Genomic DNA, 22,428 nt, shown 5'->3' with positions numbered 1-22,428 from the left:
CCCCCGCGACGAACGGGCAGGCCGGACCACCGCGACGGAAACGGGCCGCGACCCCCGGCTCGGAGGGGTCGCGGCCCGGCGTGCGCAGAACGCGTCAGCGCAGCAGCTCCGTCACCTGCCCCACCACCGGCACGCTGCCCAGCGACTGGGCCTGGGCGACCGGGCCGGTCAGGGCCGTGGACGTGAGCGGCTGGAAGTCGGCGACCTTGGTGCCGACGCCGTTGTCCAGCGGGTCGACGCCCGTGCCGGCCAGCGGGTTGGGCTTGAGGTCGGCGACCGGCCCGGTGACGTAGCCGACGGTGCCGGTCACGGCCGCCAGGCCCGCCTGCGGGTCGATGTTGCCCAGCGAGGTGGGGCGGGTGTGGGCCAGGCCGGCGATGGTCTCGCCGCTGTCCGCGGAAGCCGTCGCCGCTCCTGCTGCCAGGGCGGCCCCGGCGGTCGCGAGGGCGACCAGGGCGCGCTGTGCGTGCGGGGTGCGGGGGGACGCGTGTCGGGCCATCGCTACTGCCACCTCTTGGTGTGGATTGCTACGGACTGCCCTGATAACAGCGCGCACCGTGATCAGGTCACCGCACAGCGCAATCGGGATGTGACGCGTGCTGCAAAGTCCGCCCGCGGGGTCGTACGGCGGCCGTTCGATGCCTCAGACTGGTGTCCCGTGAGCTCCCATCCACCCATACCGACGCGAGTCGTGCTGCTCTGCGGCCCCTCCGGCTCCGGCAAGTCCCTCCTCGCCGCGCACTCCGGCCTGCCGGTGCTGCGCCTCGACGACTTCTACAAGGAGGGCACCGACCGGACGCTGCCGACGGTGCCGCTCAGTTCCGACATCGACTGGGACCACCCGGCGTCGTGGGACGCGGACGCGGCGGTCGCCGCCATCCGGGAGCTGTGCGGGACGGGGCGTACCGACGTACCCGTCTACGACATCTCGCTGAGCGCCCGCACCGGCGCGGAGACGGTCGACATCGGGCGGACGCCGCTGTTCCTGGCCGAGGGCATCTTCGCCGCGGAACTGGTGGACCGCTGCCGGGAACTGGGCGTGCTGGCCGACGCACTGTGCCTGAGCCGGGGCCCGCTGACGACCTTCCGCCGCCGGTTCCTGCGGGACCTGCGCGAGGGCCGCAAGTCCGTGCCGTTCCTGCTGCGCAGGGGCTGGCGGCTGATGCGTCTCGAGCGGTCGGTCGTCGCCCGGCAGACGGCTCTGGGCGCCCACGCCTGCGACCGCGACGAGGCGATGGGCCGGCTGGCGGCCGCGGCGGCGGGCCGGTGCGCCACCGCCCGTACGACGGCCTGAACGAATCCGCGGGTCACGGCACCCGGCCGCACACGCGGAAGCGGGACTGGATGGACCCCCCGGCCCTCCAGTCCCGCTCCCTTTCCACCCCCGTGGATCCCCCGTGATCCCCGTCCCCCGTGTCCCCCGTTGTTCCCCCGTGGTGCTTCCCCGTGAGTAAGAGCCCGGGTCCCTCCCCCTGATACACCCCGGCTCGAAACTTTTTTCACGGGGCCCCGCCCCCTCGGGCCGGTCCCCCCCCGGCCCGTACCTTCAGGCGACCAGTTCGCCGAAGGCGTCCTCCTGGTCACGGCCGAAGCTGAGGACCTCGTCCTCGCGCAGCCGGCGCAGCGAGCGCCAGATGCTGGACTTCACCGTGCCGACGCTGATGTCGAGGATGTCCGCGATCTCCGGGTCCGTGCGGCCCTCGTAGTAGCGCAGGACCAGCATGGTGCGCTGGAGTTCGGGCAGCCGGGCGAGCGCCTGCCACAGGACGGTGCGCAGCTCGGTGCCGCGCATCGCGTCCATGTCGCCGGGCGTCTCCGGCAGTTCCTCGGTCGGGTACTCGTTGAGCTTGCGGCGCCGCCAGGCGCTGATGTGCAGGTTGGTCATGGTGCGGCGGAGGTATCCGCCGACCGCCGCCTTGTCGCTGATCCGGTCCCACGCCCGGTAGGTCGAGAACAGCGCGCTCTGCAGCAGGTCCTCGGCCTCGAAGCGGTCGCCGGTGAGGTGGTAGGCGGTCGCGTACAGGGAGGAGCGGCGCTCCTGGACGTAGGCGGTGAACTCCGCCTCCGACAAGGAACGGCGCTCCCCCGGGTCCCCCGCCTTCCCCGTGTTCCCCGTTTCCCCCGTGTTCGCGTCAACCACCGTCATGTACGCGGTGTGCTGACGCCCGGTGCCGCGAGCGCACCCCCGCCCGCTCACGGCACCGGACTTCTCGGAACCCCGGTGTGCGTGCACGTCGTGCAGCCGCGTGACCACTGCGCTGGTGTTGGTGCCCTTCAGCGTGTTCATCTCGCGCCCCCCGTCGTGGACTGCCGGTTGCCTGTGACGAAAAGCCTCCCCCGGCGACTTCATGGCCGTGTCCGCCGACTGTCACAGAGCTGTCACAGGGGTCCGTCACCGCTGCACCACCCTTCCTTCACAGGGTCCGGCGGCGTCGTGGGACCCCAACCGCACCCGCAGGTCGAACACCGGCCCCCTCATGGGCCAGAATGAGCGCGTGCCTTCCCTGTTGCTGATCGAGGACGACGACGCCATCCGTACGGCCCTGGAGCTCTCCCTGACCCGCCAGGGCCACCGGGTGGCCACCGCTGCCAGTGGCGAGGACGGTCTGAAGCTGTTGCGCGAGCAGCGGCCGGACCTGATCGTGCTGGACGTGATGCTGCCCGGCATCGACGGTTTCGAGGTGTGCCGTCGCATCCGGCGCACCGACCAGCTGCCGATCATCCTGCTGACCGCGCGCAACGACGACATCGACGTGGTCGTCGGTCTCGAGTCGGGCGCCGACGACTACGTCGTCAAACCCGTCCAGGGCCGGGTCCTCGATGCCCGGATCCGGGCCGTGCTGCGGCGCGGGGAGCGGGAGTCCACCGACTCGGCGAGCTTCGGCAGTCTGGTCATCGACCGTTCGGCGATGACCGTGACGAAGAACGGCGAGGACCTCCAGCTGACGCCCACCGAGCTGCGGCTGCTGCTGGAGCTGAGCCGGCGGCCGGGACAGGCGCTGTCCCGGCAGCAGTTGCTGCGGCTGGTGTGGGAGCACGACTACCTCGGCGACTCCCGGCTGGTGGACGCGTGCGTGCAGCGGCTGCGCGCCAAGGTCGAGGACGTGCCGTCGTCCCCGACCCTGATCCGTACCGTGCGGGGTGTCGGCTACCGGCTGGATCCGCCTCAGTGACACGGGAACACCGGGGGGGTACCCGCGGCCTGGCCGCGGCGCGCAAGGGTTTCTGGTCCGGGCTGCGCTTCACCAGCCTGCGTCTCAGGCTGGTCCTCGTCTTCGGCCTGGTCGCGCTGACCGCGGCCGTGTCCGCGTCCGGCATCGCGTACTGGCTGAACCGGGAGGCGGTGCTCACCCGTACCCAGGACGCCGTGCTGCGGGACTTCGAGCAGGAGATGCAGAACCGGGCGGGCGCGCTGCCGGAGCACCCCACGCAGGACGAGGTGCAGCACACCGCGGGGCAGATGGCCAACAGCAGCCAGCGGTTCTCGGTGCTGCTGGTCGCCGGGAACGCCGACGGCACCGCCGTGTACGGCAGTTCCGGCGGCCTGGGCGGCTTCGCGCTGTCCGACGTGCCCGAGTCGCTGCGCACGGCGGTGAACAAGGAGCAGAAGGTCACCTCGGCCAACAAGCACCCGTACCACCTGTACTGGCAGCGGATCACCGACGACGGCACCCCGTACCTGGTGGCCGGCACGAGGGTGATCGGCGGCGGGCCGACCGGCTACATGCTCAAGTCGCTGGAACCGGAGGCGAAGGACCTGAACTCGCTCGCCTGGTCGCTGGGGATCGCCACCGCACTCGCCCTGCTGGGCTCCGCGCTGCTCGCGCAGGCCCTGGCGACGACCGTGCTGAAACCCGTGCACCGGCTCGGGGTCGCGGCGCGGCGGCTGGGCGAGGGCAAGCTGGACACCCGGCTGCGGGTGTCCGGCACCGACGAACTGGCCGACCTGTCCCGGACGTTCAACAGCGCCGCCGAGAACCTGGAGAAGCGGGTCGCGGACATGGCGGGCCGGGAGCAGGCGTCCCGGCGTTTCGTCGCGGACATGAGCCATGAGCTGCGTACCCCGCTGACGGCGCTCACCGCGGTGACGGAAGTGCTGGAGGAGGAGCTGGAGTACGCGGGCGAGGGCGAGGGGGAGGGCGGGAGTTTCGACCCGATGGTCGAGCCCGCCGTGCGGCTGGTGGTGAGCGAGACGCGGCGGCTGAACGACCTGGTGGAGAACCTGATGGAGGTCACCCGCTTCGACGCGGGCACCGCCCGGCTGGTCCTGGACGACGTCGACGTCGCCGACCAGATCACCGCCTGCATCGACGCCCGGGCCTGGCTGGACGCCGTCGACCTGGACGCCGAGCGCGGCGTGCACGCCCGCCTGGACCCGCGCCGTCTGGACGTCATCCTCGCCAACCTGATCGGCAACGCGCTCAAGCACGGCGGGTCGCCGGTCAGGGTGTCCGTGGCGCGGGCGGACGACGAGATCGTCATCCGGGTCCGGGACAACGGTCCCGGCATCCCCGAGGACGTCCTGCCGCACGTCTTCGACCGTTTCTACAAGGCGAGCGCCTCCCGGCCGCGCTCCGAGGGCAGCGGGCTCGGTCTGTCCATCGCCCTGGAGAACGCGCACATCCACGGCGGTGAGATCACCGCGGAGAACGCCCCGGAGGGCGGTGCGGTGTTCACCCTGCGGCTGCCGCAGGACCCGTCGCCGCCCGTGGACGAGGACGAGGACGACGGGGCCGACGGGGCCGGCGGGGAGACCGACGACCGGGGCAAGGACGCGAAGGGACAGGTCTGATGACCGTACGCCGTCTGCCGGCCCTCTCCGGGCTCGCGGCAGTGGCCGTGCTGCTGACCGGGTGCGGCATCCGCGCCACCGAGGTGCCCACCGACTACGGTCCCGCGCCGTCGCGGGTGCGCTGCTCGCTCGCCGAGCCGGACGTGTCGACGCGGACCACGCCCGGACTGCCAGCGCAGGTGTTCCTGCTGTGCGGCTCGTCGCTGGTGGCCGTGGACCGCACGGTGCGGGTGCCGGACGGCGCCTCGGACTCGGGGCGGCGCGTGCTGGTGGCCCAGGGGCTGCTGGACGAGCTGGCGGCACAGCCGTCGGCCGCGGAGAAGGAGGCCGGTTACACGTCGGACGTGCGGCGCGGGATCACGGTGACGGGACCGCGTTCCGGGGACCCCGAGGACACGCTGCGGCTGAGTACCGGTCCGGACGACCTGACCTCGTACGCGCTCGCGCAGGTGGTGTGCACCTTCTCCGACTCCGCCGCGGCCGAGGGCGACGGCTCGGTGATCCTGGCCGGGCCCGCCGACCGGTCCGCCCGCCGCTACTCCTGCACGGACGAGGTCCGGGCCCGGCCGGGCAGCAACGAACCACCCGTCGACGAGGTCGCGGGCGGCTGACCGGCCGCACCGCGCGGCCCGGGGCGCGCGGTGCGCGAAGGCCCCGAGGGGGCCATGTGGCGCAAGCCTCACCCTTGCGTGGAGGAGCCCGGAACCACGCACGGCGGGGGGCGCGTCTAGGGGGACGTGCAGCGTCATGGGTTCCTCGGCGGCAGCGCCGCGCTCCGCATCCGTGTGACAGGAAGTGTTCTCCTGGTCGCACATCTCGCGTTCGTCGCCTGGTACGCGCTGCGGCCGCTGGACGTCCCCTGGGTACTGCCGCCCAACCTGGAGCCGTTCGCCGGGATCCGCGCCGACCTGGCGCTGGGCGGGCGCGCGGCGGCCCGTTCGCTGGGCGGCTCACTGGCCCTGCTGGCCCCGCTCGGCGTCCTGCTGCCGGTGGCCGGCGGGCGGCTGCACGTCTCGCCGCTGGCGTCCCTGCTGCGCACCACGGCCGCGGCCGCCCTGCTGTCGGTGGGCATCGAGCTGCTGCAGACCGGGGTGCCCGGTCAGGTCGTCGACATCGACTCGGTGCTGCTGAACACGGTGGGTGTGGCCCTCGTGCACCTGGCCGTCGTCCCGGCGGGCCGGGCCCGGATCCGCCGCTGGTACCGGCGGAGCGGCCGGGAGGGCGTCCTCCGGGAGGAGCCCGCTCAGGGTCGGACCCCGACGATTCCCAGGGTCGGTATCGCCCCGTAGAGCGACGCTTTGCGCGGTTCGTCTCCGTAGCGTGGAGGGCAGATGAAGGGGAAGCCGGAGGGCAGCCCCACCCACACGCTCACGAAGGAGCCGCGATGTCCAGCCTCGCCCGCCCCACCCACGGCCGCATGATCGGCGGAGTGTGCGCCGCGCTGGCCCGGCGCTTCGGCACCTCCGCCGGCACGATGCGGGTGATCTTCCTGGTCTCCTGCCTGCTGCCCGGCCCGCAGTTCCTGCTCTACCTGGCCCTGTGGATCCTGCTCCCGTCCGAGGAGAAGGCCGCCCGTACGGCCTGGTGACAGACGTACCACCCCCTCTGGTACACCGATGGGGCGCACCCGGCGACCGGGTGCGCCCCATCGGCGCGTACGGGGGGGCGGTGGCGCTCAGCCGCCCAGCGGGAGACCGTTGACCGGCAGGCCCTGGGTGGGCAGCCCCTTCAGCGGCACACCGCCGAGCAGCTTGGCGACCGGCTCGGTCGGGCCCTCGGCGAGCTGCTCGGCGACCACCTGCTCGACCACCGGCTGCGCGACGGTCAGACCGGTGTGGGAGATCCTGCGGCCCTGCTCCAGCACGTTGCCCGCGCCGGGCGCCACCTGGGAGACGGTCTCCGCGGGGAGGGTGCGGGCGACGGAGTCCACCGTCTGCGCGGTGTCCGGGAGCTCGGGGGCCGCGGAGGCCGCGCCCGCGCCGGCGGCGGCGAAGGCGGCGCCGAGGGCGGCGACACCGAGGGTCTTGGCAGCAGACTGCTTCATGAAGATGCGTCCTCGTAATGGGGTGACGGGGATGTGAGCGGTCCTTGACCGTAAACACGCCCCACCCCCGACGGCAAACATCGAAATGCGGACGGATGGTGAATGCCCGTCCGCGTCTCCGTATTACCGTCGTCCCGCGTTCAGCCGTCGGACTCCGAAGAACCGCTGGTCGAAGCCGTCTGCTGGAACAGCCATTCGGACTTCAACTCGGCGTATCCGGGCTTGATGACGTCATTGATCATGGCCAGTCGTTCATCGAAAGGAATGAACGCTGATTTCATCGCATTGACGGAGAACCACTGCATGTCGTCGAGCGTGTAGCCGAATGCCTCGACCAGGTGCTCGAATTCCCGGCTCATTCCGGTGTGGGACATCAGCCGGTTGTCGGTGTTGACGGTGGCCCGGAAGTGCAGCCGGCGCAGCAGCCCGATCGGGTGCTCGGCGTAGGAGTCGGCGGCGCCCGTCTGGAGGTTGGAGCTGGGGCACAGCTCCAGCGGGATCCGCTTGTCCCGGACGTAGGAGGCGAGCCGCCCGAGCTTGACCGAGCCGTCCTCGTGGACCTGGATGTCGTCGATGATGCGCACCCCGTGCCCGAGCCGGTCTGCGCCGCACCACTGCAGCGCCTGCCAGATGGACGGCAGCCCGAAGGCCTCGCCGGCGTGGATGGTGAAGTGGTTGTTCTCCCGCTTCAGGTACTCGAAGGCGTCCAGGTGCCGGGTGGGCGGGTAGCCGGCCTCGGCGCCCGCGATGTCGAATCCGACCACGCCGAGGTCGCGGTAGCGGTTGGCCAGTTCGGCGATCTCCAGGGAGCGGGCGGCGTGCCGCATGGCGGTCAGCAGGGCGCCGACCCGGATGCGGTGACCGTTGGCCCGGGCGCGCCGCTCGCCCTCCCGGAAGCCCTCGTTGACGGCCTCGACGACCTCTTCGAGGGTCAGCCCCTTCTCCAGGTGCTGCTCGGGCGCGTACCGCACCTCGGCGTAGACGACGCCGTCCTCGGCGAGGTCCTCCGCGCACTCGGCGGCGACCCGGACCAGGGCGTCGCGGGTCTGCATGACGCCGACGGTGTGGGAGAAGGTCTCCAGGTACCGCTCCAGCGACCCGGAGTCGGCGGCCTGCCGGAACCAGGTGCCGAGCAGGTCGGCGTCGGTTTCGGGAAGGTCCTCGTAGCCCGTCTCGCGGGCGAGTTCCACGACCGTGCCCGGCCGCAGACCGCCGTCGAGGTGGTCGTGCAGCAGGACCTTCGGCGCCCGGCGGATCCGGTCCGGCGACGGTGTCTTCGCGACCGCCGCGGTGTTCGCCGCGGCGCTCTTCTCGGTGCTTCGGCTCGTCATTTGCGCACTCTAACTCCTACGCGCGTAGAACACCGGGCGAACGCCGGGACCCGATGCGGTGTACGGACTCCCCGATATGTAACGGTGACCGCGCGGACGGGTTCCGTACACCCGGTCTTCTGAGAATCTTCTGTCATGGCACAGCAAGCGACTCCGGTCCGTCGGGCCCGGCTGGGGCGGACGCTCGGTCCGGAGGGGACGGCGGTGAGCGGTGTGGTGCTGCTGCTTCCCGAGGGCGACGAGGTCTCCGACCGCAGGCCCTCCGCGCTGCTCGCGGCCGCGTCCGTGCGCGCGTTGGGGCGCAGGCTGGCGCGCGCGGGCCGGGAGGAGGGCCTGGCCACGCATGTCGTGCACTACCGCTACCGCGGCTGGAACGGCGCCGAGGCGCACCTCGCCCGGGACGCCGAGTGGGCCGCCGACGAGGCCGTACGGCGCTACGGCGACGTACCCGTCTGCCTGGCCGGTACCGGCATGGGCGGCCGGGCGGCGTTGCGGGCGGCCGGGCACGAGGCCGTCAACTCGGTGCTGGCGATCGCCCCTTGGCTGCCGGAGGACGACGTGGCCGCGCCACCCGAACCGGTGAAGCAGCTCGCCGGGCGGCAGGTGCTGATCGTGCACGGCACCAACGACGGGCGCAGCGACCCGGAGTTGTCCTTCCGGCTCGCCTCCCGGGCGAAGAAGGCGAACCGCGGCGTGTGCCGGTTCGAGGTGCACTCCGACGGCCACGGGCTGCGGCAGTACCGGGACGAGGTCGCCGCGCTGGCCGAGGACTTCGTGCTGGGCGTGCTGTTCGGGCAGTCCTTCTCGCGCCCGGTGGAGGACGCCCTGGCCGCTCCCCCGCCGCTGGGGCTGCGGATGCCGTTGGCGGCGGGGTTCGGGAAGTCGCTGCGGCGGTAGCACGCGCCCCGGGGGCCGGCGGATCAGGTCGGCAGCAGGCTCCCCCGCCGCGAGATCAGGAACTTCTTGAACGCCGCCACGGGTGGGGTGTCCGTGCGTCCCGCCAGCCAGGCCACGCCGATCTCGCGGGCGGCGCGCGGCGCGGTGACCGTCAGTTCGACCACGCCGGGGCGGGGCACGGCGGGCGGCGGCAGCAGGGCGACGCCGAGTCCGGCCGCGACCAGGCCGCGCAGCGTCTCCGCCTCCTCCCCCTCGAAGGCCACCCTGGGCCGGAAACCGGCCTCCTTGCACAGCGCGTCGGTGATGCGCCGCAGGCCGTAGCCGGGCTCCAGGGTCACGAAGATCTCGTCGGCGGCCTCGGCGAGGCGGATGCGCCGGCGTCCGGCCAGGGCGTGGTCGGCCGGGACGACCAGGCGCCGTTTCTGCTCGTCGAGGCGGCGGGCGACCAGGTCGGGGGCGTCGGGGACCGGGGAGGTCAGGCACAGGTCCAGCTCCCCCGCGCGCAGCCGCTCCAGCATGGCCTCGCCGTAGTTCTGGACGAGGCTGAAGCGGACCCGGGGGTGGTCGGCGCGGAAGGCGTGCAGCAGGCCGGGGACGGTCTCGGCGCCCATGGTGTGCAGGAAGCCGAAGGCGACCTTGCCGGTGGCCGGGTCGGCGTCGGCGCGGACCTCGTCGGCGGCCCGCTCGACCTCGGCGAGGGCCCGCTCCACGGAGCCGAGGAAGGTGCGCCCCGCGACGGTCAGCGCGAGGGTGCGGCCGCGGCGGACGAACAGGTCGACGCCGAGGTCCTCCTCCAGGCGGACGAGGGCGCGGGAGAGGGTCGACTGGGGGACGTTCATCTCCTGGGCGGCCCGGGTGACGTGTTCGGTGCGGGCCACGCCGGCGAAGTGCGCGAGGCGGGGCGCGAGCAGCGCGACGATGTCTTCTGTGTCACCGGACGGTGACAGGCGGGGCCGTGAGCTTTGCTGATGCACCATGGGAACGATTATGGCCGTTCCATGCATTGGACGGATGAGTAAGGGGCTTCGTACCTTCGGGGCATGACTCCCGCCGATACCGGGGCGTCCACGGTCGTGGACGCCGCATCCGCCGCCTCCCCGGTCCCCGACTCCACCGACTCGACCGGCTCCACCGGCTCCACCGGCTCCACCGAGTCGCGCATGGCACCGGGCGACCCCGGCTACCGCCGGATGAGTTTCGCGCTGTTCCTGGCGGGCGTCGCGACCTTCGCGCTCCTTTACTCCACCCAGGCCCTGCTGCCGCTGATCTCCGGCGACCTGGGCGGCACGGCGAGCGACGCCAGCTGGACCGTGGCCGCCGCGACCGGCGGCCTCGCGGTGTTCGTACTGCCGATGAGCGCGCTGTCGGAGCGGTTCGGACGGCGTACGGTCATGACGGCCTCGCTGGCGGTCGCGGTGACCATCGGGCTGCTGGTGCCCTTCGCGCCGTCGCTCCCGGCGCTGGTCGCGCTGCGGGCGGTGCAGGGCGCGGCGCTCGCCGGGCTGCCGGCCTCGGCGACGGCGTACCTCGCGGAGGAGGTGCGGCCGCGGGCGCTGGTCACCGCGATCGGCCTGTTCGTGGCGGGCAACAGCGTCGGGGGGATGAGCGGCCGGATCATCACCGGCTGGGTCGCCCAGGAGTGGGGCTGGCGGGTCGCCGTCGGGGTGATCGGCCTCGTCGCGGTGGCGTGCGCGGTCGCCTTCCGGCTGCTGCTGCCCGCGCCGAAGCACTTCACGCCGGGCTCGCTGCGCCCGCGGGTCCTGGTCCGCACGGTGCGCGACCACCTCGACAACCCGCTGCTGCGCCGCCTGTACGCGATCGGCGCGCTGTTCATGACGGTGTTCGGCGGCGTCTACACGGTGATCGGCTACCGCCTGGCCGAGGCGCCGTTCTCCCTCCCCCAGGGCCTGATCGGCTCGATCTTCCTGGTGTACCTGGTCGGCACGGTCTCGGCCTCGGCTGCGGGCCGCCTGGTGGGCCGCCTCGGCCGCCGCGGGGCGCTCTACCTGGGCGCGGGGACGACGGCGGCGGGTCTGCTGCTGTCCCTGGCGCCGTCCCTGCCGCTGGTCCTCCTCGGCCTGGTGCTGATCACGGCGGGCTTCTTCGCCGGGCACGCGGTCGCCTCCTCGGCGGTCGGCAAGACCGCCCAGCACGGCCGCGCCCAGGCCTCGGCGCTCTACCAGTCCGCCTACTACGTGGGCTCCAGCGCGGGCAGCACGGTCGGCGCGGTGGCCTTCCACTCCGGCGGCTGGGCCGGGACGGTCGGGGTGGGGGTGCTGGCGGTGCTGGGCGTCGTGGTGATCACGGTCTCCGGGTCGCTGGCGGCCCGCCGCCAGGCCGCGGGCACGCCGGTGAGGGCTCTGAGCCTGCCCCGCTGACCTGCGCCTTTCTTGACTGCACAGGCCATTGTCAGTCCCCTGCGGTAGCTTCCGAAGTGCGAGGCGCGAAGACGCGCACGACGGGACGCCACAGGGGTGGGTGGACGATGACCAACGGCACCGTGACGACGGAGCTGGACTCCGCACTGGAGAAGCACCGGCCCGAGCTGACGGGGTACTGCTACCGGATGCTCGGTTCCTCCTTCGAGGCCGAGGACGCGGTGCAGGACACGCTGGTCCGCGCCTGGCGGAGCTACGACAAGTTCGAGGGCCGCTCCAGCCTGCGCTCGTGGCTGTACCGGATCGCGACCAACGTCTGCCTGGACATGCTGACCGCGGGCAACAAGCGGGCGCGTCCGATGGACCTGACGGAGGCGACGCCGCTCGCCCAGGCCGCCCTGTCCCCCCGCCCGGACCACACCTGGCTGGAGCCGATGCCCGACGCCCGTGTGCTGCCGCAGACCGCCGACCCGGCCGAGGCCGCGGTCGCCAAGGAGTCCGTGCGGCTCGCCTTCATGGCGGCCCTGCAGCAGCTGCCGCCCAAGCAGCGGGCGGTGCTGATCCTGCGCGAGGTGCTGGCGTGGAGGGCGAGCGAGGTCGCCGAGCTGCTCGGCACCTCGGTCGCCTCCGTCAACAGCGCGCTGCAGCGGGCCCGCGCGACGCTCGCCGAGCGGGCGGACCGGGGGGCCGACGCGGCGGTGTCGGACCCGCTGGACGAGGAGCAGCAGAAGCTGCTGGAGCGCTATGTCGCGGCCTTCGAGGGCTACGACATGACGGCGCTGACGGCGCTCCTGCACGAGGACGCGGTCATGACGATGCCGCCGTTCGACCTGTGGCTGGCCGGCCCGGCGGACATCACCGGTTTCATGACCACGCTCGGCGCGGCGTGCGCCGGGTCCCGGCTGGTGCCGGTCCAGGCCAACGGGCTGCCCGCCTTCGCGCACTACAAGCCGGACCCGGAGGCGGGCGGCTTCGCGCCGTGGGCGGTCCAGGTGCTGGAGATCTCAGACGGCCGCCTCACCGGGTTCCACTGCTTCCTCGACACCAAGCGGTGGTTCCCGCTGTTCGACCTGCCGCTCCGTCTCGAAGCGGAGGCCGACGAGGTCCAGTAGGGCGTGCAGGGCCGGATCGGGGTCGCGCAGCCGGATCCGGCCCCCGGCCCGCCGGGCGGTGAGCTCCAGCCTGGCCAGCAGGTCGACCACGGCGAGCCCCGGCGGCCCGAGACCGCCGACGTCGCAGACGACCACCCCGGCCCGGGTGCTTTCCAGCAGCGCGCGCACCTCGTCGCAGAACCGGGGCGTCTCCCCTCGGGAGACGGGCCCCGGCAGCACGAGTACGGCGGGTGTCACGGCGTCCACGTGCGGTAGACCCGGCATGCGCCGGGAATTCATCGGTGCCGGGGCGGTCGGGGATCACATTGACCTGCGCGTGCCCTCCGACGGAGGGTTCGCTGTATGCCCCACATACCCCGTCCCGCCTCCGCCGCGCCGCCCGGCACCCGCCTCCTCGTCCGGCAGGGGGTGCCGTGCAGGGAGTGCTGACCGGCTTCGCGGTGATCGCGGTCGTCATCGGTGTCGGCTATGTGCTCGGCCTGCGCGGCCATCTCGGTCCCCAGGGCCGCGAGGTGCTGACCAAGCTCGCCTTCCACGTGGCCTCCCCCGCCCTGCTGTTCACGACGCTGGCGACGGCCGACCTCTCGGTGGTCTTCTCCGCCCGGCTGCTGGTGACGGCCCTGTCCACGGTGGCGGTGGCCGGTGCGTTCGTCGCGGTCGGCGTCGCACGCCGCTGGGGCGTCGGCCGTACGACGATCGGCGCGCTCTGCTCCGGTTACGTCAACTCCGGCAACCTCGGCATCCCGATCGCCGTGTACGTGCTGGGCGACGCCTCGCTGGTGGCGCCGGTGCTGCTGTTCCAACTGGTGCTGGTGACGCCGGTGGCGGTGACGATCCTGGACCTGTCGCGCGGGGGCGGCGGGGGCACGCTGTGGCGGCGGCTGCTGACACCGCTGCGCAATCCGATCGCGCTGGGTTCGCTCGCCGGGGTCGCGGTCGCCGCGAGCGGCCTGGAGGTGCCCGACCCGGTCATGGACCCGGTGACGCTGATCGGCAACATGTCCGTCCCCGCGGTGCTGCTGGCCTTCGGCATCGGCCTGTGCGGCTCCACGATGCCGCTGCGGGGCGTGGAACGGCGGCCGGTGCTGCTCGCGGTCGCGCTGAAGGCGGTGGGCCAGCCGGCGGTGGCCTGGGCGCTGGCGTCGGGAGTCTTCGGCCTGCGCGGCCCCCAACTCCTCGACGTGGTGGTGACGTCGGCACTGCCCGCCGCGCAGAACCTGTACACGTACGCGTCGACCTACGGGGTCGGCGAACGCCTGGCCCGCGACGCGATCCTGGTCTCGACGGTGGTGTCGGTGCCGGTCCTGGTGGCGGTGGCGGCGGTCTTGGGGTGAGTCACCGTAGGCCCAACGTGGCGGTGTCCAGTTCCCGCATGGGGGCAGTCAACATGCCGAACGGGACCGGCGGAGGTCCACCGGTCCCGTTCACCCGAATGGGGAAACCACAGGTCAGGCGATACGTTCCCGCACCACCGGCGAGGCGGTGAAGGCCGTGCCCGCCGGGGCGACGTCGTACGCGCCCCGCACCGCCGCGAGCGCGTACTCGAAGCGGTCCGGGGTGTCGGTGTGCAGGGTGAGGAGGGGCTGGCCCTCGGTGACCGTGTCGCCGGGCTTGGCGTGGAGTTCGACGCCCGCGGCGGCCTGCACCGGGTCCTCCTTGCGGGCGCGGCCCGCGCCCAGGCGCCAGGCGGCGACGCCGACGTCGTAGGCGTCGAGACGGGTCAGGACGCCGGAGGCGCCCGCCTTCACCACGTGCTGTTCCTTCGACGTGGGCAGCGCCGCGTCCGGGTCGCCGCCCTGGGCCGCGATCATGCGGCGCCAGACGTCCATGGCCGAGCCGTCGGCCAGCGCCTTCGCCGGGTCGGCGTCCTTCAGGCCCGCGGCGTCGAGCATCTCGCGGGCCAGGGCGAGGGTCAGCTCGACGACGTCGGAGGGGCCGCCGCCGGCCAGGACCTCGACCGACTCGCGGACCTCCAGGGCGTTGCCCGCGGTGAGGCCGAGCGGGGTGGCCATGTCGGTGAGGAGCGCGACGGTCTTCACGCCGTGGTCGGTGCCGAGGCCGACCATCGTGGAGGCCAGTTCGCGGGCGTCCTCGATGGTCTTCATGAAGGCGCCGGAGCCGACCTTCACGTCCAGGACCAGCGAGCCGGTGCCCTCGGCGATCTTCTTGGACATGATGGAGGAGGCGATGAGCGGGATCGCCTCGACCGTGCCCGTGACGTCGCGCAGCGCGTAGAGCTTCTTGTCGGCCGGGGCCAGGCCGTCGCCCGCCGCGCAGATCACCGCGCCGGTGGTGTCCAGGACGTTCAGCATCTCCTCGTTGGACAGCAGGGCGCGCCAGCCGGGGACGGACTCCAGCTTGTCCAGGGTGCCGCCGGTGTGGCCGAGGCCTCGGCCGGAGAGCTGCGGGACGGCTGCGCCGCACGCCGCCACCAGGGGTGCCAGCGGCAGGGTGATCTTGTCGCCGACGCCGCCCGTGGAGTGCTTGTCGGCGGTCGGGCGGGACAGGGACGAGAAGTCCATGCGCTCGCCCGAGGCGATCATCGCGGCCGTCCAGCGGGCGATCTCGCCGCGGTTCATGCCGTTGAGCAGGATCGCCATCGCGAGCGAGGACATCTGCTCGTCGGCCACCTCACCGCGCGTGTAGGCGTCGATGACCCAGTCGATCTGCTCGCCGGTCAGCTCGCCGCGGTCCCGCTTGGTGCGGATGACGGAGATGACGTCCATGGCCATGTCTGGCTGTCCTTACTTCGTGAGGTGGTCGGGGCCGAAGGCCTGCGGGAGCATCCGGGACAGGGGCAGGATCCCCTCCGGCGTCTCAAGCAGCAGCTCCGGGCCGCCGAACTCGTACAGGAGCTGCCGGCAGCGGCCGCAGGGGACGAGTACCTCGCCCTCGCCGTCGACGCAGACGAAGTGCGTCAGCCGGCCCCCGCCGGTCACCTGCAGCTGGGAGACGAGCCCGCACTCGGCGCACAGGCCGATGCCATAGCTGGCGTTCTCCACGTTGCAGCCGGTGACGGTGCGGCCGTCGTCGACGAGGGCGGCGGCGCCCACGGCGTACCCCGAGTAGGGGGCGTACGCCCGGGACATCGCGTCCCGGGCCGCCGTGCGCAGCTCCTCCCAGTCGGCCCCGGTCACTTGCCCTGGCCCTTGCGGTACTGCATGCCGTCGGCCTTGGGCATCCGCAGCCGTTGCGCGGACAGGGCGAGGACGACGAGCGTGACGACGTACGGCGTGGCGGAGACGACCTGGTTGGGCACCTCGTTGGTGCCGGCGTACCAGGCGAAGACCAGGGCGCCGACGACGAAGGTGATCGCGGCCTTGACGTACTTCTTGCGGATCACCAGCCAGATGGCGCCGGCGACCAGCAGCAGCGCGCCGAGCAGCAGCAGCGCGTGCACGTTGGCGGAGCCGCCGCGCAGGTTGAGGCTGTCGGTGTAGCCGAAGAGGCCGGCGCCGATGGCGAGGCCGCCCGGCATCCAGTTGCCGAAGATCATCGCCGCGAGGCCGATGTAGCCGCGGCCGCTGGTCTGGCCCTCCAGGTAGAAGGGGTTGGCCACGATGGACAGGAAGACGCCGCCGAGGCCGGCCAGGCCGCCGGAGATGATCACGGCCAGGTACTTGTACTTGTAGACGTTGACGCCGAGGGACTCGGCCGCGATCGGGTTCTCGCCGCAGGAGCGCAGGCGCAGGCCGAACGGGGTGCGCCACAGGATCCACCAGGTGGCGGGGATCAGGGCGACCGCGATCAGGGTGAGCCAGGAGACGTCGGTGACCAGGCCGCCGAGCAGGCCCGCGATGTCCGAGACGAAGAACCAGTGCTGGTCGTTGAGGCTGTCCAGCCAGCCGGACAGCCCCGGGATCGAGAAGTGGCCGAGGGAGTCGACCGGCGGGGACTGCTTGGCCGAGCCGCCCTGGTGGCCCTCGAAGGCGAGCGGGGCGAGGTAGCGGGTGGCGCCGAGGGCGAGGATGTTGATGGCCACACCGGAGACGATGTGGTTGACGTTGAAGGTGATCGTGACGATGGCGTGCAGCAGGCCGCCGAGGCAGCCGCCGACGATGCCGACCAGGACGCCGCTCCACGGGCCCCACTGGAATCCGGCCCAGGCACCGAACCAGGTGCCGAGGATCATCATGCCCTCGAGGCCGATGTTGACGACGCCCGCGCGCTCGGCCCACAGACCGCCAAGACCGGCGAGACCGATCGGCACGGCGAGCTGGAGGGCGGTGGACATCTGGCTGACGTTGGTGATGCCGTTGGCGCCCGTGATCAGGCGGACGATCGAGGTCAGCGCCAGGGCTCCGGCGATGACCAGGAGCAGCACGGGCCACGACATGCGGCGGCCGGTCCGTGGTGCGTGCTCCAGCGACGGCTGGTTGACGTCGGTCGCTGTGGTCGGAGCGGTCATCGGCCGGCCACCTCCTTCTTCGAGTTGTCGGTGGCGCCCAGGACGTGACCGGCGGCCAGCTCCGCGCCGACCCGGCGCTGCTGACGGCGCAGGCCCCACTCACGGACGGCCTCGTAGGAGACGACGACCGAGAGGACGATCAGGCCCTGCATGATGACCGCGATCTCCTTGTCGTAGCCGTGGAAGTCCAGCTCGGGCGAGGCCTTGTCGAGCCAGGCCCACAACAGGGCGGCGAAGGCGATGCCGACCGGGCTGTTGCGGCCGAGCAGGGCGATGCCGATGCCGAGGAAGCCGATGCCGGTGGGGAAGTTGAGGCTGTAGGTGTGGGTGTCGCCGAGCAGGATCGGCAGGCCCGCGAGACCGGCGAGGCCGCCGGAGAGCAGCATCGCGGTGAGCACCATGCGCTTGGGGCTGACGCCGCTGGCCGCGGCGGCGGACTCGGAGGCGCCGGAGGCGCGCAGGTCGAAGCCGAAGCGGGTGCGGTTGAGGACCAGCCAGTAGCCGATGCCGAGCAGTACGGCGAGGACGACCAGGCCGTAGATCTCGCCGGCCGCGCCCATGTCGATGCCGGGGATCCAGCCGGACTCGTGCATCTCGCCGGTGGTGTTGTTGTTGCCGATCTTGACGCCGAAGACGTCCGGCAGCCACAGGTAGCCGATGACGGCGGTGGCGATGGAGTTGAGCATGATCGTCGCGACCACCTCGCTGACCCCGCGGGTGATCTTCAGGACGCCGGCGATGCCGGACCAGAAGGCGCCGGTGAGGACGGCGGTCAGCAGCAGCAGCGGGACCTGGAGGGCGGCCGGCAGGTTGGCGTGGGCGCCGACGATCGCGGCCATCATGGCGGCGAGCTGGTACTGCCCGTCGACGCCGATGTTGAAGAGGTTCATCCGGAAGCCGATGGCCACCGCGAGGGCCGCGATGTAGTACATCGACGCCTGGTTGATGATCAGGACCTGGATGTCGGCGAACCCGGCCTGCTCGAACATGAGGGCGAACGGTTCGACCGGGTTCTTGCCCGAGGCGATCAGGACGATCGCGCTGAGCACGAAGGCCACGGCGAGCGCGATGACCGGTCCGGCCACCGCGAGGAGCACGCGCTCCTTGTCGAACTTCTTCATCAGCGGGCCTCGTCTTCCGGAGACTCGGGGGACTCTGGAGTCTCGGGGGACTTGAGTTTCTTGGCGGCGTCCGGGGACTTCGGGGACTCGGCGGCCTCGGCCGGGGCGGCCTGCGCCCGGGCGTCCTCCTCGTCCTCCAGGTGTCCGGAGGCGGCGCCGGTCATCGCCGAGCCGAGTGCCTCGGGGGTGATGGTGGCGGGGTCGGCGTCCGCGACCAGCTTGCCGTCGTAGATCACCCGGAGGGTGTCGGACAGGCCGATCAGCTCGTCCAGGTCGGCGGAGATCAGCAGCACGGCCAGGCCCTCGCGGCGGGCCTCGCGGATGTGGTCCCAGATCGCGGCCTGCGCGCCGACGTCCACGCCGCGGGTGGGGTGGGCGGCGATGAGGAAGCGCGGCTTGTGGCTCATCTCGCGGCCGACGATCAGCTTCTGCTGGTTGCCGCCGGACAGGGAGGCGGCGGTGACGTCGATGCCGGGGGTGCGGACGTCGTACGTCTCGACGATGCGGCGGGTGTCCTGCTGGGCGCTCTTCAGGTCCAGCCAGACGCCCTTGCTGTTGGGCTTCTCGGTGACGTGGCCGAGGATGCGGTTCTCCCAGAGGGGGGCCTCCAGGAGCAGCCCGTGGCGGTGGCGGTCCTCGGGGATGTAGCCGACGCCCTGCTCGCGGCGCTTGCGGGTGGGCAGCGCGGTGATGTCCTGGTCGAGGAAGCGGATGGAGCCGGAGTCGGCGTGGCGCAGCCCGATGAGCGCGTCGACCAGCTCGGTCTGGCCGTTGCCCTCGACGCCGGCGATGCCGAGGATCTCACCGGCGTGGATGGTGAAGGTGATGTCGTCGAGCAGGGCCTTGCCGCTCGGGGCGGCCAGGCGCAGCGTGTCGACGGTGAGGACCGGGCGGTCGGTGACCGTGGACTCGGCCGTCTCGGGGGTGGGCAGCTCGCTGCCGACCATCAGCTCGGCGAGCTGGCGGGGCGTGGTCTCGGCGGGGACGGCCGTGCCGACCGTGGTGCCGCGGCGGATGACGGTGATCTCGTCGGCGACCGAGAGGACCTCGCCCAGCTTGTGGGAGATGAAGATGACGGACAGGCCCTCGGCCTTCAGCTCGCGCAGGTTGTCGAAGAGGGCGTCCACCTCCTGCGGCACCAGGACGGCCGTGGGCTCGTCGAGGATCAGCGTGCGGGCGCCGCGGTAGAGGACCTTGAGGATCTCCACGCGCTGGCGGGCGGCGACGCCCAGCTCCTCGACCAGGACGTCGGGGCGCACGCCGAGGCCGTAGCGCTCGGAGAGTTCCTTGATCTTGCGGCGGGCCTTGGCCCCGATGCCGTACAGCTTCTCGCTGCCGAGGACCACGTTCTCCAGGACCGTGAGGTTGTCGGCGAGCATGAAGTGCTGGTGGACCATGCCGATGCCGCGCACGATGGCGTCGGCGGGCGAGGAGAAGGCCACCTTCTCGCCGTCGACCGCGATGGTGCCCTCGTCCGGCTTCTGCATGCCGTAGAGGATCTTCATCAGCGTGGACTTGCCGGCGCCGTTCTCGCCGACGAGGGCGTGGACGGTGCCCTTGCGGACGGTGAGGTGGATGTCGTGGTTGGCCACGACTCCGGGGAAACGCTTGGTGATCCCGGCGAGTTCGACGGCGGTCACCGGTTCGTTGACCGCCGCTTTCGCCGGAGGGCTGCTGGACGCGTTGATGGCGCACTCTCCTGGGGACGGGGGCCGTCTACGCGCGTAGCGCCCCTACGGCATCTAAAAGCGGCGGCACATCGACGCGACGGGGTACGAGGAGGGCGGCTCTCGGGCCGCTCTTCCCGTACCCCGCCGCGCGGCGCAACCGGCGCGGTTACACGCTGTTCGAGGTGTTGCTGGTGCTACTCAGCCGTTCAGCTGCTCTTGACCTTGATCTCGCCGCTGATGATCTTCTCCTTGGCCGTCTTGATGGCTGCCTGGAGCTCGGCGTCGTCCGCGAACTTCGGGTTGGAGTCCGAGAGACCGACCTCGCCGGACTTCAGATCGCCCCGAACGATACCGGTCTCCGGCTTGCCGTCCTCGACCGACTTCGCAAGGCTGTAGACCGCCTTGGCGACGTCCTTGGTGGCCGAGGTCAGGATGGAGTCCTTGTACTTCGCGAGGGCTTCCTGCTTGTACTGGTCGGAGTCGACGCCGATCGCCCAGACCTTGTTGGCGGCGGCGGCCTCGATCACGCCCTGACCGGAGAGACCGGCCGCCGCGTACACGACGTCGGCCTTCTTCTCGATCTGGCCCTCGGCGGCGGTCTTGCCCTTGTCGGGGCTGGAGAAGCCGCCCTCCTCCGCGGTCTGCGTGAGGTACTGGGAGATGACCTTGATCTTCGGGTCGGTGTCCTTGACGCCCTGCTCGTAGCCCGCCTGGAACTTGTGGATCAGCGGGACGTCCACACCGCCCACGAAGCCGACCGTGTTGGTCTTGGTGCTCTTGGCGGCGGCGACACCGGCGAGGTAGGACGCCTCCTGCTCGTTGAAGACCAGGTCCGCGACGTTCTTCGCCTCGATCGTGGCGTCGTCGACGATGCCGAACGTGGTGTCCGGGTACTTCTCGGCGACGTTCTTCATGGCGGAGGCGTAGGCGTAGCCGATGCCGACGACCGGGTTGTAGCCCTGCTTCGCCAGCGAGGACAGCCGCTGCTCCTTGTCGGCGTCCGTCTCGCCGTCGGTGGGCTCGACGTCGGCCGTCTCGTAGCCGAACTCCTTCTTGGCCTGCTCCAGACCGGCGTACGCGGCGTCGTTGAAGGACTGGTCGCCCTTGCCGCCGACGTCGTACGCGATGGCGAGACCCTTGTCCCCCTTGGACTCCGAACCGGAGTCGGTCGAGGTACCACCGCAGGCGGCGAGGGCGAGGGCCAGGGAGGCGGTCGCTGCGCCTGCGACCGTGATCCGGGAAATCCGGCGCATGTCTGGTGCTCCTGTCGTACAAGCGCCGGGGACGGTTCGGCTGCGGCGCTGGCTTCGCCGCAGATTAACGCGCGTAGACCTGCCTGAAAACCCCTTCTGTCCACCTTGTTATCCGCCCGTGAGCAAGGTGACGCGTATGGCGGTACGGGGCTTGCCGGACGCAAACGGGGGGTGGCGGAGGGTGACGCCCGGTGGCGGAGGGCGCGGGACGCGGAAGCGGACGGGCACCCGGAGGTGTCCGTCCGCTTCGTGAGGGTGTGCGCGGGGGCGCGGCTACTCGGTCGCGACCTTGATGGAGCCGTCGACGATGGCGGCCTTGGCCTTCTCCACGGCCTCCTTGGCGCCCGGGACCTCGGCGAACTTCGGGTTGCTGTCGGACAGGCCCACGCCGTCGGACTTCAGGTCGAAGGTGTGGGTGCCGGTCAGCGGCTTGCCGTCCTCGACGGACTTGGCCAGGGCGAAGACCGCGCCGTTGATGTCCTTGAGGGCGGAGGTCAGGATGGAGTCCTTGTAGGCGGCGAGGGCCTCCTGCTTGTACTGGTCCGAGTCGACGCCGATCGCCCAGATCTTCGCCTTGGCGGCGGCCTCGATCACGCCCTGACCGGAGAGACCGGCCGCCGCGTACACGACGTCGGCCTTCTTCTCGATCTGGCCCTCGGCGGCGGCCTTGCCCTTGTCGGGGCTGGAGAAGCCGCCCTCCTCCGCGGTCTGCGTGAGGTACTGCGAGATGACCTTGATCTTCGGATCGGTGTCCTTGACGCCCTGCTCGTAGCCGGCCTGGAACTTGTGGATCAGCGGGACGTCCACACCGCCCACGAAGCCGACGGTCTTGGTCTTCGTGGCCTTGGCGGCGGCGACGCCGGCCAGGTAGGAGGCCTCGTTCTCGGCGAAGACCAGGGACGCCACGTTCTTGCCCTCGACCACGGAGTCGACGATGCCGAAGGTGGTGTCCGGGTACTTGGCGGCGACGGCCTTCATCGCCGGGCCGTAGGCGAAGCCGACGCCGATCACCGGGTTGTAGCCCTGCTTGGCCAGGGACGTCAGGCGCTGTTCCTTGTCCGCGTCCGTCTCGCCGTCGGTGGGCTCGATGTCGGCGGTCTTGTAGCCGAACTCCTTCTTGGCCCGCTCCAGACCGGCGTACGCGGCGTCGTTGAAGGACTGGTCGCCCTTGCCGCCGACGTCGTAGGCGATGGCGAGGCCCTTGTCGTCACCGCCGTCGTCACCGCTCTCGCCGCTGGTGCCGCCGCAGGCCGTGGCCGCGAGTGCGAGCGACGCGACCCCCACCGCGACGCGGATCAGTCTTGATGTCCGACGCATCTGAAGTTCCCCATTCTCCAAAGCCCCGCAGCGGGCGCTCGGTTCGGCGCACAGTAACGCGCGTAGAAACTCCTGGGAACGGGGTTGCGCGGCGCCGTTATCCAT

At 71.7% G+C, this 22,428-nt stretch carries 23 protein-coding genes; 10 read left to right on the top strand and 13 right to left on the bottom strand.

The window, feature by feature from the left end:
* Positions 1-94: 94 nt before the first annotated feature.
* Positions 95-499: a hypothetical protein gene (locus ACH4D3_RS17215; protein WP_398322680.1), complete on the bottom strand. Its 405-nt coding sequence runs from the start codon at positions 497-499 to the stop codon at positions 95-97.
* A gap of 192 nt (positions 500-691) precedes the next feature.
* On the opposite strand from ACH4D3_RS17215, the gene ACH4D3_RS17210 reads away from it, so the two are divergent.
* On the top strand, positions 692-1,294 hold the full coding sequence (locus tag ACH4D3_RS17210; RefSeq protein ID WP_398322779.1) for a uridine kinase: 603 nt from the start codon (positions 692-694) through the stop codon (positions 1,292-1,294).
* 252 nt (positions 1,295-1,546) lie between these two features.
* Here ACH4D3_RS17210 and ACH4D3_RS17205 read toward each other — a convergent pair whose 3' ends face one another.
* Positions 1,547-2,287, bottom strand: coding sequence for a SigE family RNA polymerase sigma factor (locus tag ACH4D3_RS17205; RefSeq protein ID WP_398322677.1), 741 nt, complete (start codon positions 2,285-2,287; stop codon positions 1,547-1,549).
* Positions 2,288-2,495: 208 nt separating this feature from the next.
* Here ACH4D3_RS17205 and afsQ1 point away from each other — a divergent pair, with 208 nt between their 5' ends.
* From afsQ1 to ACH4D3_RS17180, 5 genes are all read left to right on the top strand, one after another.
* On the top strand, positions 2,496-3,173 hold the full coding sequence (gene afsQ1, locus ACH4D3_RS17200; protein WP_003974066.1) for a two-component system response regulator AfsQ1: 678 nt from the start codon (positions 2,496-2,498) through the stop codon (positions 3,171-3,173).
* A complete protein-coding gene (afsQ2, locus tag ACH4D3_RS17195; RefSeq protein ID WP_398322674.1) occupies positions 3,170-4,792 on the top strand; it encodes a two-component system sensor histidine kinase AfsQ2 in 1,623 nt (540 codons plus the stop codon). Before afsQ1 ends, afsQ2 begins: the two co-directional genes overlap by 4 nt.
* Positions 4,792-5,403 (top strand): hypothetical protein, encoded by a 612-nt coding sequence (locus ACH4D3_RS17190; protein WP_398322671.1) that lies wholly within the window; start codon positions 4,792-4,794, stop codon positions 5,401-5,403. Before afsQ2 ends, ACH4D3_RS17190 begins: the two co-directional genes overlap by 1 nt.
* Positions 5,404-5,529: 126 nt before the next feature.
* Positions 5,530-6,081, top strand: coding sequence for a VanZ family protein (locus ACH4D3_RS17185; RefSeq protein WP_398322668.1), 552 nt, complete (start codon positions 5,530-5,532; stop codon positions 6,079-6,081).
* A 95-nt stretch (positions 6,082-6,176) separates the two neighbouring features.
* Positions 6,177-6,380, top strand: coding sequence for a PspC domain-containing protein (locus ACH4D3_RS17180; RefSeq protein WP_003974070.1), 204 nt, complete (start codon positions 6,177-6,179; stop codon positions 6,378-6,380).
* 87 nt (positions 6,381-6,467) lie between these two features.
* Here the strand turns inward: ACH4D3_RS17180 and ACH4D3_RS17175 are convergent, their stop codons facing one another.
* On the bottom strand, positions 6,468-6,836 hold the full coding sequence (locus ACH4D3_RS17175) for an ATP-binding protein (protein WP_398322665.1): 369 nt from the start codon (positions 6,834-6,836) through the stop codon (positions 6,468-6,470).
* Between the two features lie 140 nt (positions 6,837-6,976).
* On the bottom strand, positions 6,977-8,167 hold the full coding sequence (locus tag ACH4D3_RS17170; RefSeq protein WP_398322662.1) for an adenosine deaminase: 1,191 nt from the start codon (positions 8,165-8,167) through the stop codon (positions 6,977-6,979).
* A 135-nt stretch (positions 8,168-8,302) separates the two neighbouring features.
* On the opposite strand from ACH4D3_RS17170, the gene ACH4D3_RS17165 reads away from it, so the two are divergent.
* A complete protein-coding gene (locus tag ACH4D3_RS17165) occupies positions 8,303-9,064 on the top strand; it encodes an alpha/beta hydrolase (RefSeq protein ID WP_398322659.1) in 762 nt (253 codons plus the stop codon).
* A 23-nt stretch (positions 9,065-9,087) separates the two neighbouring features.
* Here the strand turns inward: ACH4D3_RS17165 and ACH4D3_RS17160 are convergent, their stop codons facing one another.
* Positions 9,088-10,041 carry a LysR substrate-binding domain-containing protein gene (locus ACH4D3_RS17160; protein WP_398322656.1) on the bottom strand — a complete coding sequence of 318 codons (954 nt, stop codon included), beginning with the start codon at positions 10,039-10,041 and terminating at the stop codon, positions 9,088-9,090.
* Between the two features lie 63 nt (positions 10,042-10,104).
* Here ACH4D3_RS17160 and ACH4D3_RS17155 point away from each other — a divergent pair, with 63 nt between their 5' ends.
* Together ACH4D3_RS17155 and ACH4D3_RS17150 are read left to right on the top strand one after the other, a co-directional pair.
* A complete protein-coding gene (locus ACH4D3_RS17155; RefSeq protein ID WP_398322653.1) occupies positions 10,105-11,442 on the top strand; it encodes an MFS transporter in 1,338 nt (445 codons plus the stop codon).
* A gap of 107 nt (positions 11,443-11,549) precedes the next feature.
* Positions 11,550-12,554: a sigma-70 family RNA polymerase sigma factor gene (locus ACH4D3_RS17150; RefSeq protein ID WP_398322650.1), complete on the top strand. Its 1,005-nt coding sequence runs from the start codon at positions 11,550-11,552 to the stop codon at positions 12,552-12,554.
* Here the strand turns inward: ACH4D3_RS17150 and ACH4D3_RS17145 are convergent.
* Positions 12,447-12,818, bottom strand: a complete 372-nt coding sequence (locus ACH4D3_RS17145) for an STAS domain-containing protein (protein WP_398322647.1) — start codon at positions 12,816-12,818, stop codon at positions 12,447-12,449. The genes ACH4D3_RS17150 and ACH4D3_RS17145 overlap by 108 nt on opposite strands.
* Positions 12,819-12,967: 149 nt before the next feature.
* On the opposite strand from ACH4D3_RS17145, the gene ACH4D3_RS17140 reads away from it, so the two are divergent.
* Positions 12,968-13,888: an AEC family transporter gene (locus ACH4D3_RS17140; RefSeq protein WP_398322645.1), complete on the top strand. Its 921-nt coding sequence runs from the start codon at positions 12,968-12,970 to the stop codon at positions 13,886-13,888.
* Positions 13,889-14,002: 114 nt separating this feature from the next.
* Here the strand turns inward: ACH4D3_RS17140 and ACH4D3_RS17135 are convergent, their stop codons facing one another.
* The 7 genes from ACH4D3_RS17135 to ACH4D3_RS17105 all read right to left on the bottom strand — a co-directional run bounded on the left by ACH4D3_RS17135 (position 14,003) and on the right by ACH4D3_RS17105 (position 22,323).
* On the bottom strand, positions 14,003-15,280 hold the full coding sequence (locus ACH4D3_RS17135) for a thymidine phosphorylase (protein WP_398322776.1): 1,278 nt from the start codon (positions 15,278-15,280) through the stop codon (positions 14,003-14,005).
* A gap of 18 nt (positions 15,281-15,298) precedes the next feature.
* On the bottom strand, positions 15,299-15,691 hold the full coding sequence (locus tag ACH4D3_RS17130; RefSeq protein WP_356860249.1) for a cytidine deaminase: 393 nt from the start codon (positions 15,689-15,691) through the stop codon (positions 15,299-15,301).
* The gene (locus ACH4D3_RS17125; RefSeq protein ID WP_398322642.1) at positions 15,688-16,962 is read right to left on the bottom strand and encodes an ABC transporter permease; all 1,275 of its coding nucleotides are present in this window, start codon (positions 16,960-16,962) and stop codon (positions 15,688-15,690) included. The genes ACH4D3_RS17130 and ACH4D3_RS17125 overlap by 4 nt, the downstream gene beginning before the upstream one ends.
* On the bottom strand, positions 16,959-18,083 hold the full coding sequence (locus tag ACH4D3_RS17120; protein WP_398322639.1) for an ABC transporter permease: 1,125 nt from the start codon (positions 18,081-18,083) through the stop codon (positions 16,959-16,961). The genes ACH4D3_RS17125 and ACH4D3_RS17120 overlap by 4 nt, the downstream gene beginning before the upstream one ends.
* A complete protein-coding gene (locus tag ACH4D3_RS17115; RefSeq protein ID WP_398322636.1) occupies positions 18,083-19,723 on the bottom strand; it encodes an ABC transporter ATP-binding protein in 1,641 nt (546 codons plus the stop codon). Before ACH4D3_RS17115 ends, ACH4D3_RS17120 begins: the two co-directional genes overlap by 1 nt.
* 236 nt (positions 19,724-19,959) lie before the next feature.
* On the bottom strand, positions 19,960-21,006 hold the full coding sequence (locus tag ACH4D3_RS17110) for a BMP family protein (RefSeq protein WP_087807603.1): 1,047 nt from the start codon (positions 21,004-21,006) through the stop codon (positions 19,960-19,962).
* Between the two features lie 273 nt (positions 21,007-21,279).
* Positions 21,280-22,323 carry a BMP family protein gene (locus tag ACH4D3_RS17105; protein WP_398322633.1) on the bottom strand — a complete coding sequence of 348 codons (1,044 nt, stop codon included), beginning with the start codon at positions 22,321-22,323 and terminating at the stop codon, positions 21,280-21,282.
* Between the last annotated feature and the right edge of the window lie 105 nt (positions 22,324-22,428).

The organism is Streptomyces sp. NPDC018026 (assembly GCF_044327745.1).
Classification (GTDB): Bacteria; Actinomycetota; Actinomycetes; order Streptomycetales; family Streptomycetaceae; genus Streptomyces; species Streptomyces rubrogriseus.
This window is presented reverse-complemented; position numbering and strand designations above follow the sequence as displayed.

Coding starts and splice junctions, on each gene's coding strand:
- ACH4D3_RS17150 (WP_398322650.1), top strand. CDS start 11,550: ATGACCAACGGCACCGTGACGACGGAGCTGGACTCCGCACTGGAGAAG.
- ACH4D3_RS17160 (WP_398322656.1), bottom strand. CDS start 10,041: ATGGTGCATCAGCAAAGCTCACGGCCCCGCCTGTCACCGTCCGGTGAC.
- ACH4D3_RS17155 (WP_398322653.1), top strand. CDS start 10,105: ATGACTCCCGCCGATACCGGGGCGTCCACGGTCGTGGACGCCGCATCC.
- ACH4D3_RS17205 (WP_398322677.1), bottom strand. CDS start 2,287: ATGAACACGCTGAAGGGCACCAACACCAGCGCAGTGGTCACGCGGCTG.
- ACH4D3_RS17135 (WP_398322776.1), bottom strand. CDS start 15,280: ATGGACGTCATCTCCGTCATCCGCACCAAGCGGGACCGCGGCGAGCTG.
- ACH4D3_RS17215 (WP_398322680.1), bottom strand. CDS start 499: ATGGCCCGACACGCGTCCCCCCGCACCCCGCACGCACAGCGCGCCCTG.
- ACH4D3_RS17165 (WP_398322659.1), top strand. CDS start 8,303: ATGGCACAGCAAGCGACTCCGGTCCGTCGGGCCCGGCTGGGGCGGACG.
- ACH4D3_RS17170 (WP_398322662.1), bottom strand. CDS start 8,167: ATGACGAGCCGAAGCACCGAGAAGAGCGCCGCGGCGAACACCGCGGCG.
- ACH4D3_RS17120 (WP_398322639.1), bottom strand. CDS start 18,083: ATGAAGAAGTTCGACAAGGAGCGCGTGCTCCTCGCGGTGGCCGGACCG.
- ACH4D3_RS17190 (WP_398322671.1), top strand. CDS start 4,792: ATGACCGTACGCCGTCTGCCGGCCCTCTCCGGGCTCGCGGCAGTGGCC.
- ACH4D3_RS17125 (WP_398322642.1), bottom strand. CDS start 16,962: ATGACCGCTCCGACCACAGCGACCGACGTCAACCAGCCGTCGCTGGAG.
- ACH4D3_RS17105 (WP_398322633.1), bottom strand. CDS start 22,323: ATGCGTCGGACATCAAGACTGATCCGCGTCGCGGTGGGGGTCGCGTCG.
- ACH4D3_RS17175 (WP_398322665.1), bottom strand. CDS start 6,836: ATGAAGCAGTCTGCTGCCAAGACCCTCGGTGTCGCCGCCCTCGGCGCC.
- ACH4D3_RS17180 (WP_003974070.1), top strand. CDS start 6,177: ATGTCCAGCCTCGCCCGCCCCACCCACGGCCGCATGATCGGCGGAGTG.
- ACH4D3_RS17145 (WP_398322647.1), bottom strand. CDS start 12,818: ATGCCGGGTCTACCGCACGTGGACGCCGTGACACCCGCCGTACTCGTG.
- ACH4D3_RS17110 (WP_087807603.1), bottom strand. CDS start 21,006: ATGCGCCGGATTTCCCGGATCACGGTCGCAGGCGCAGCGACCGCCTCC.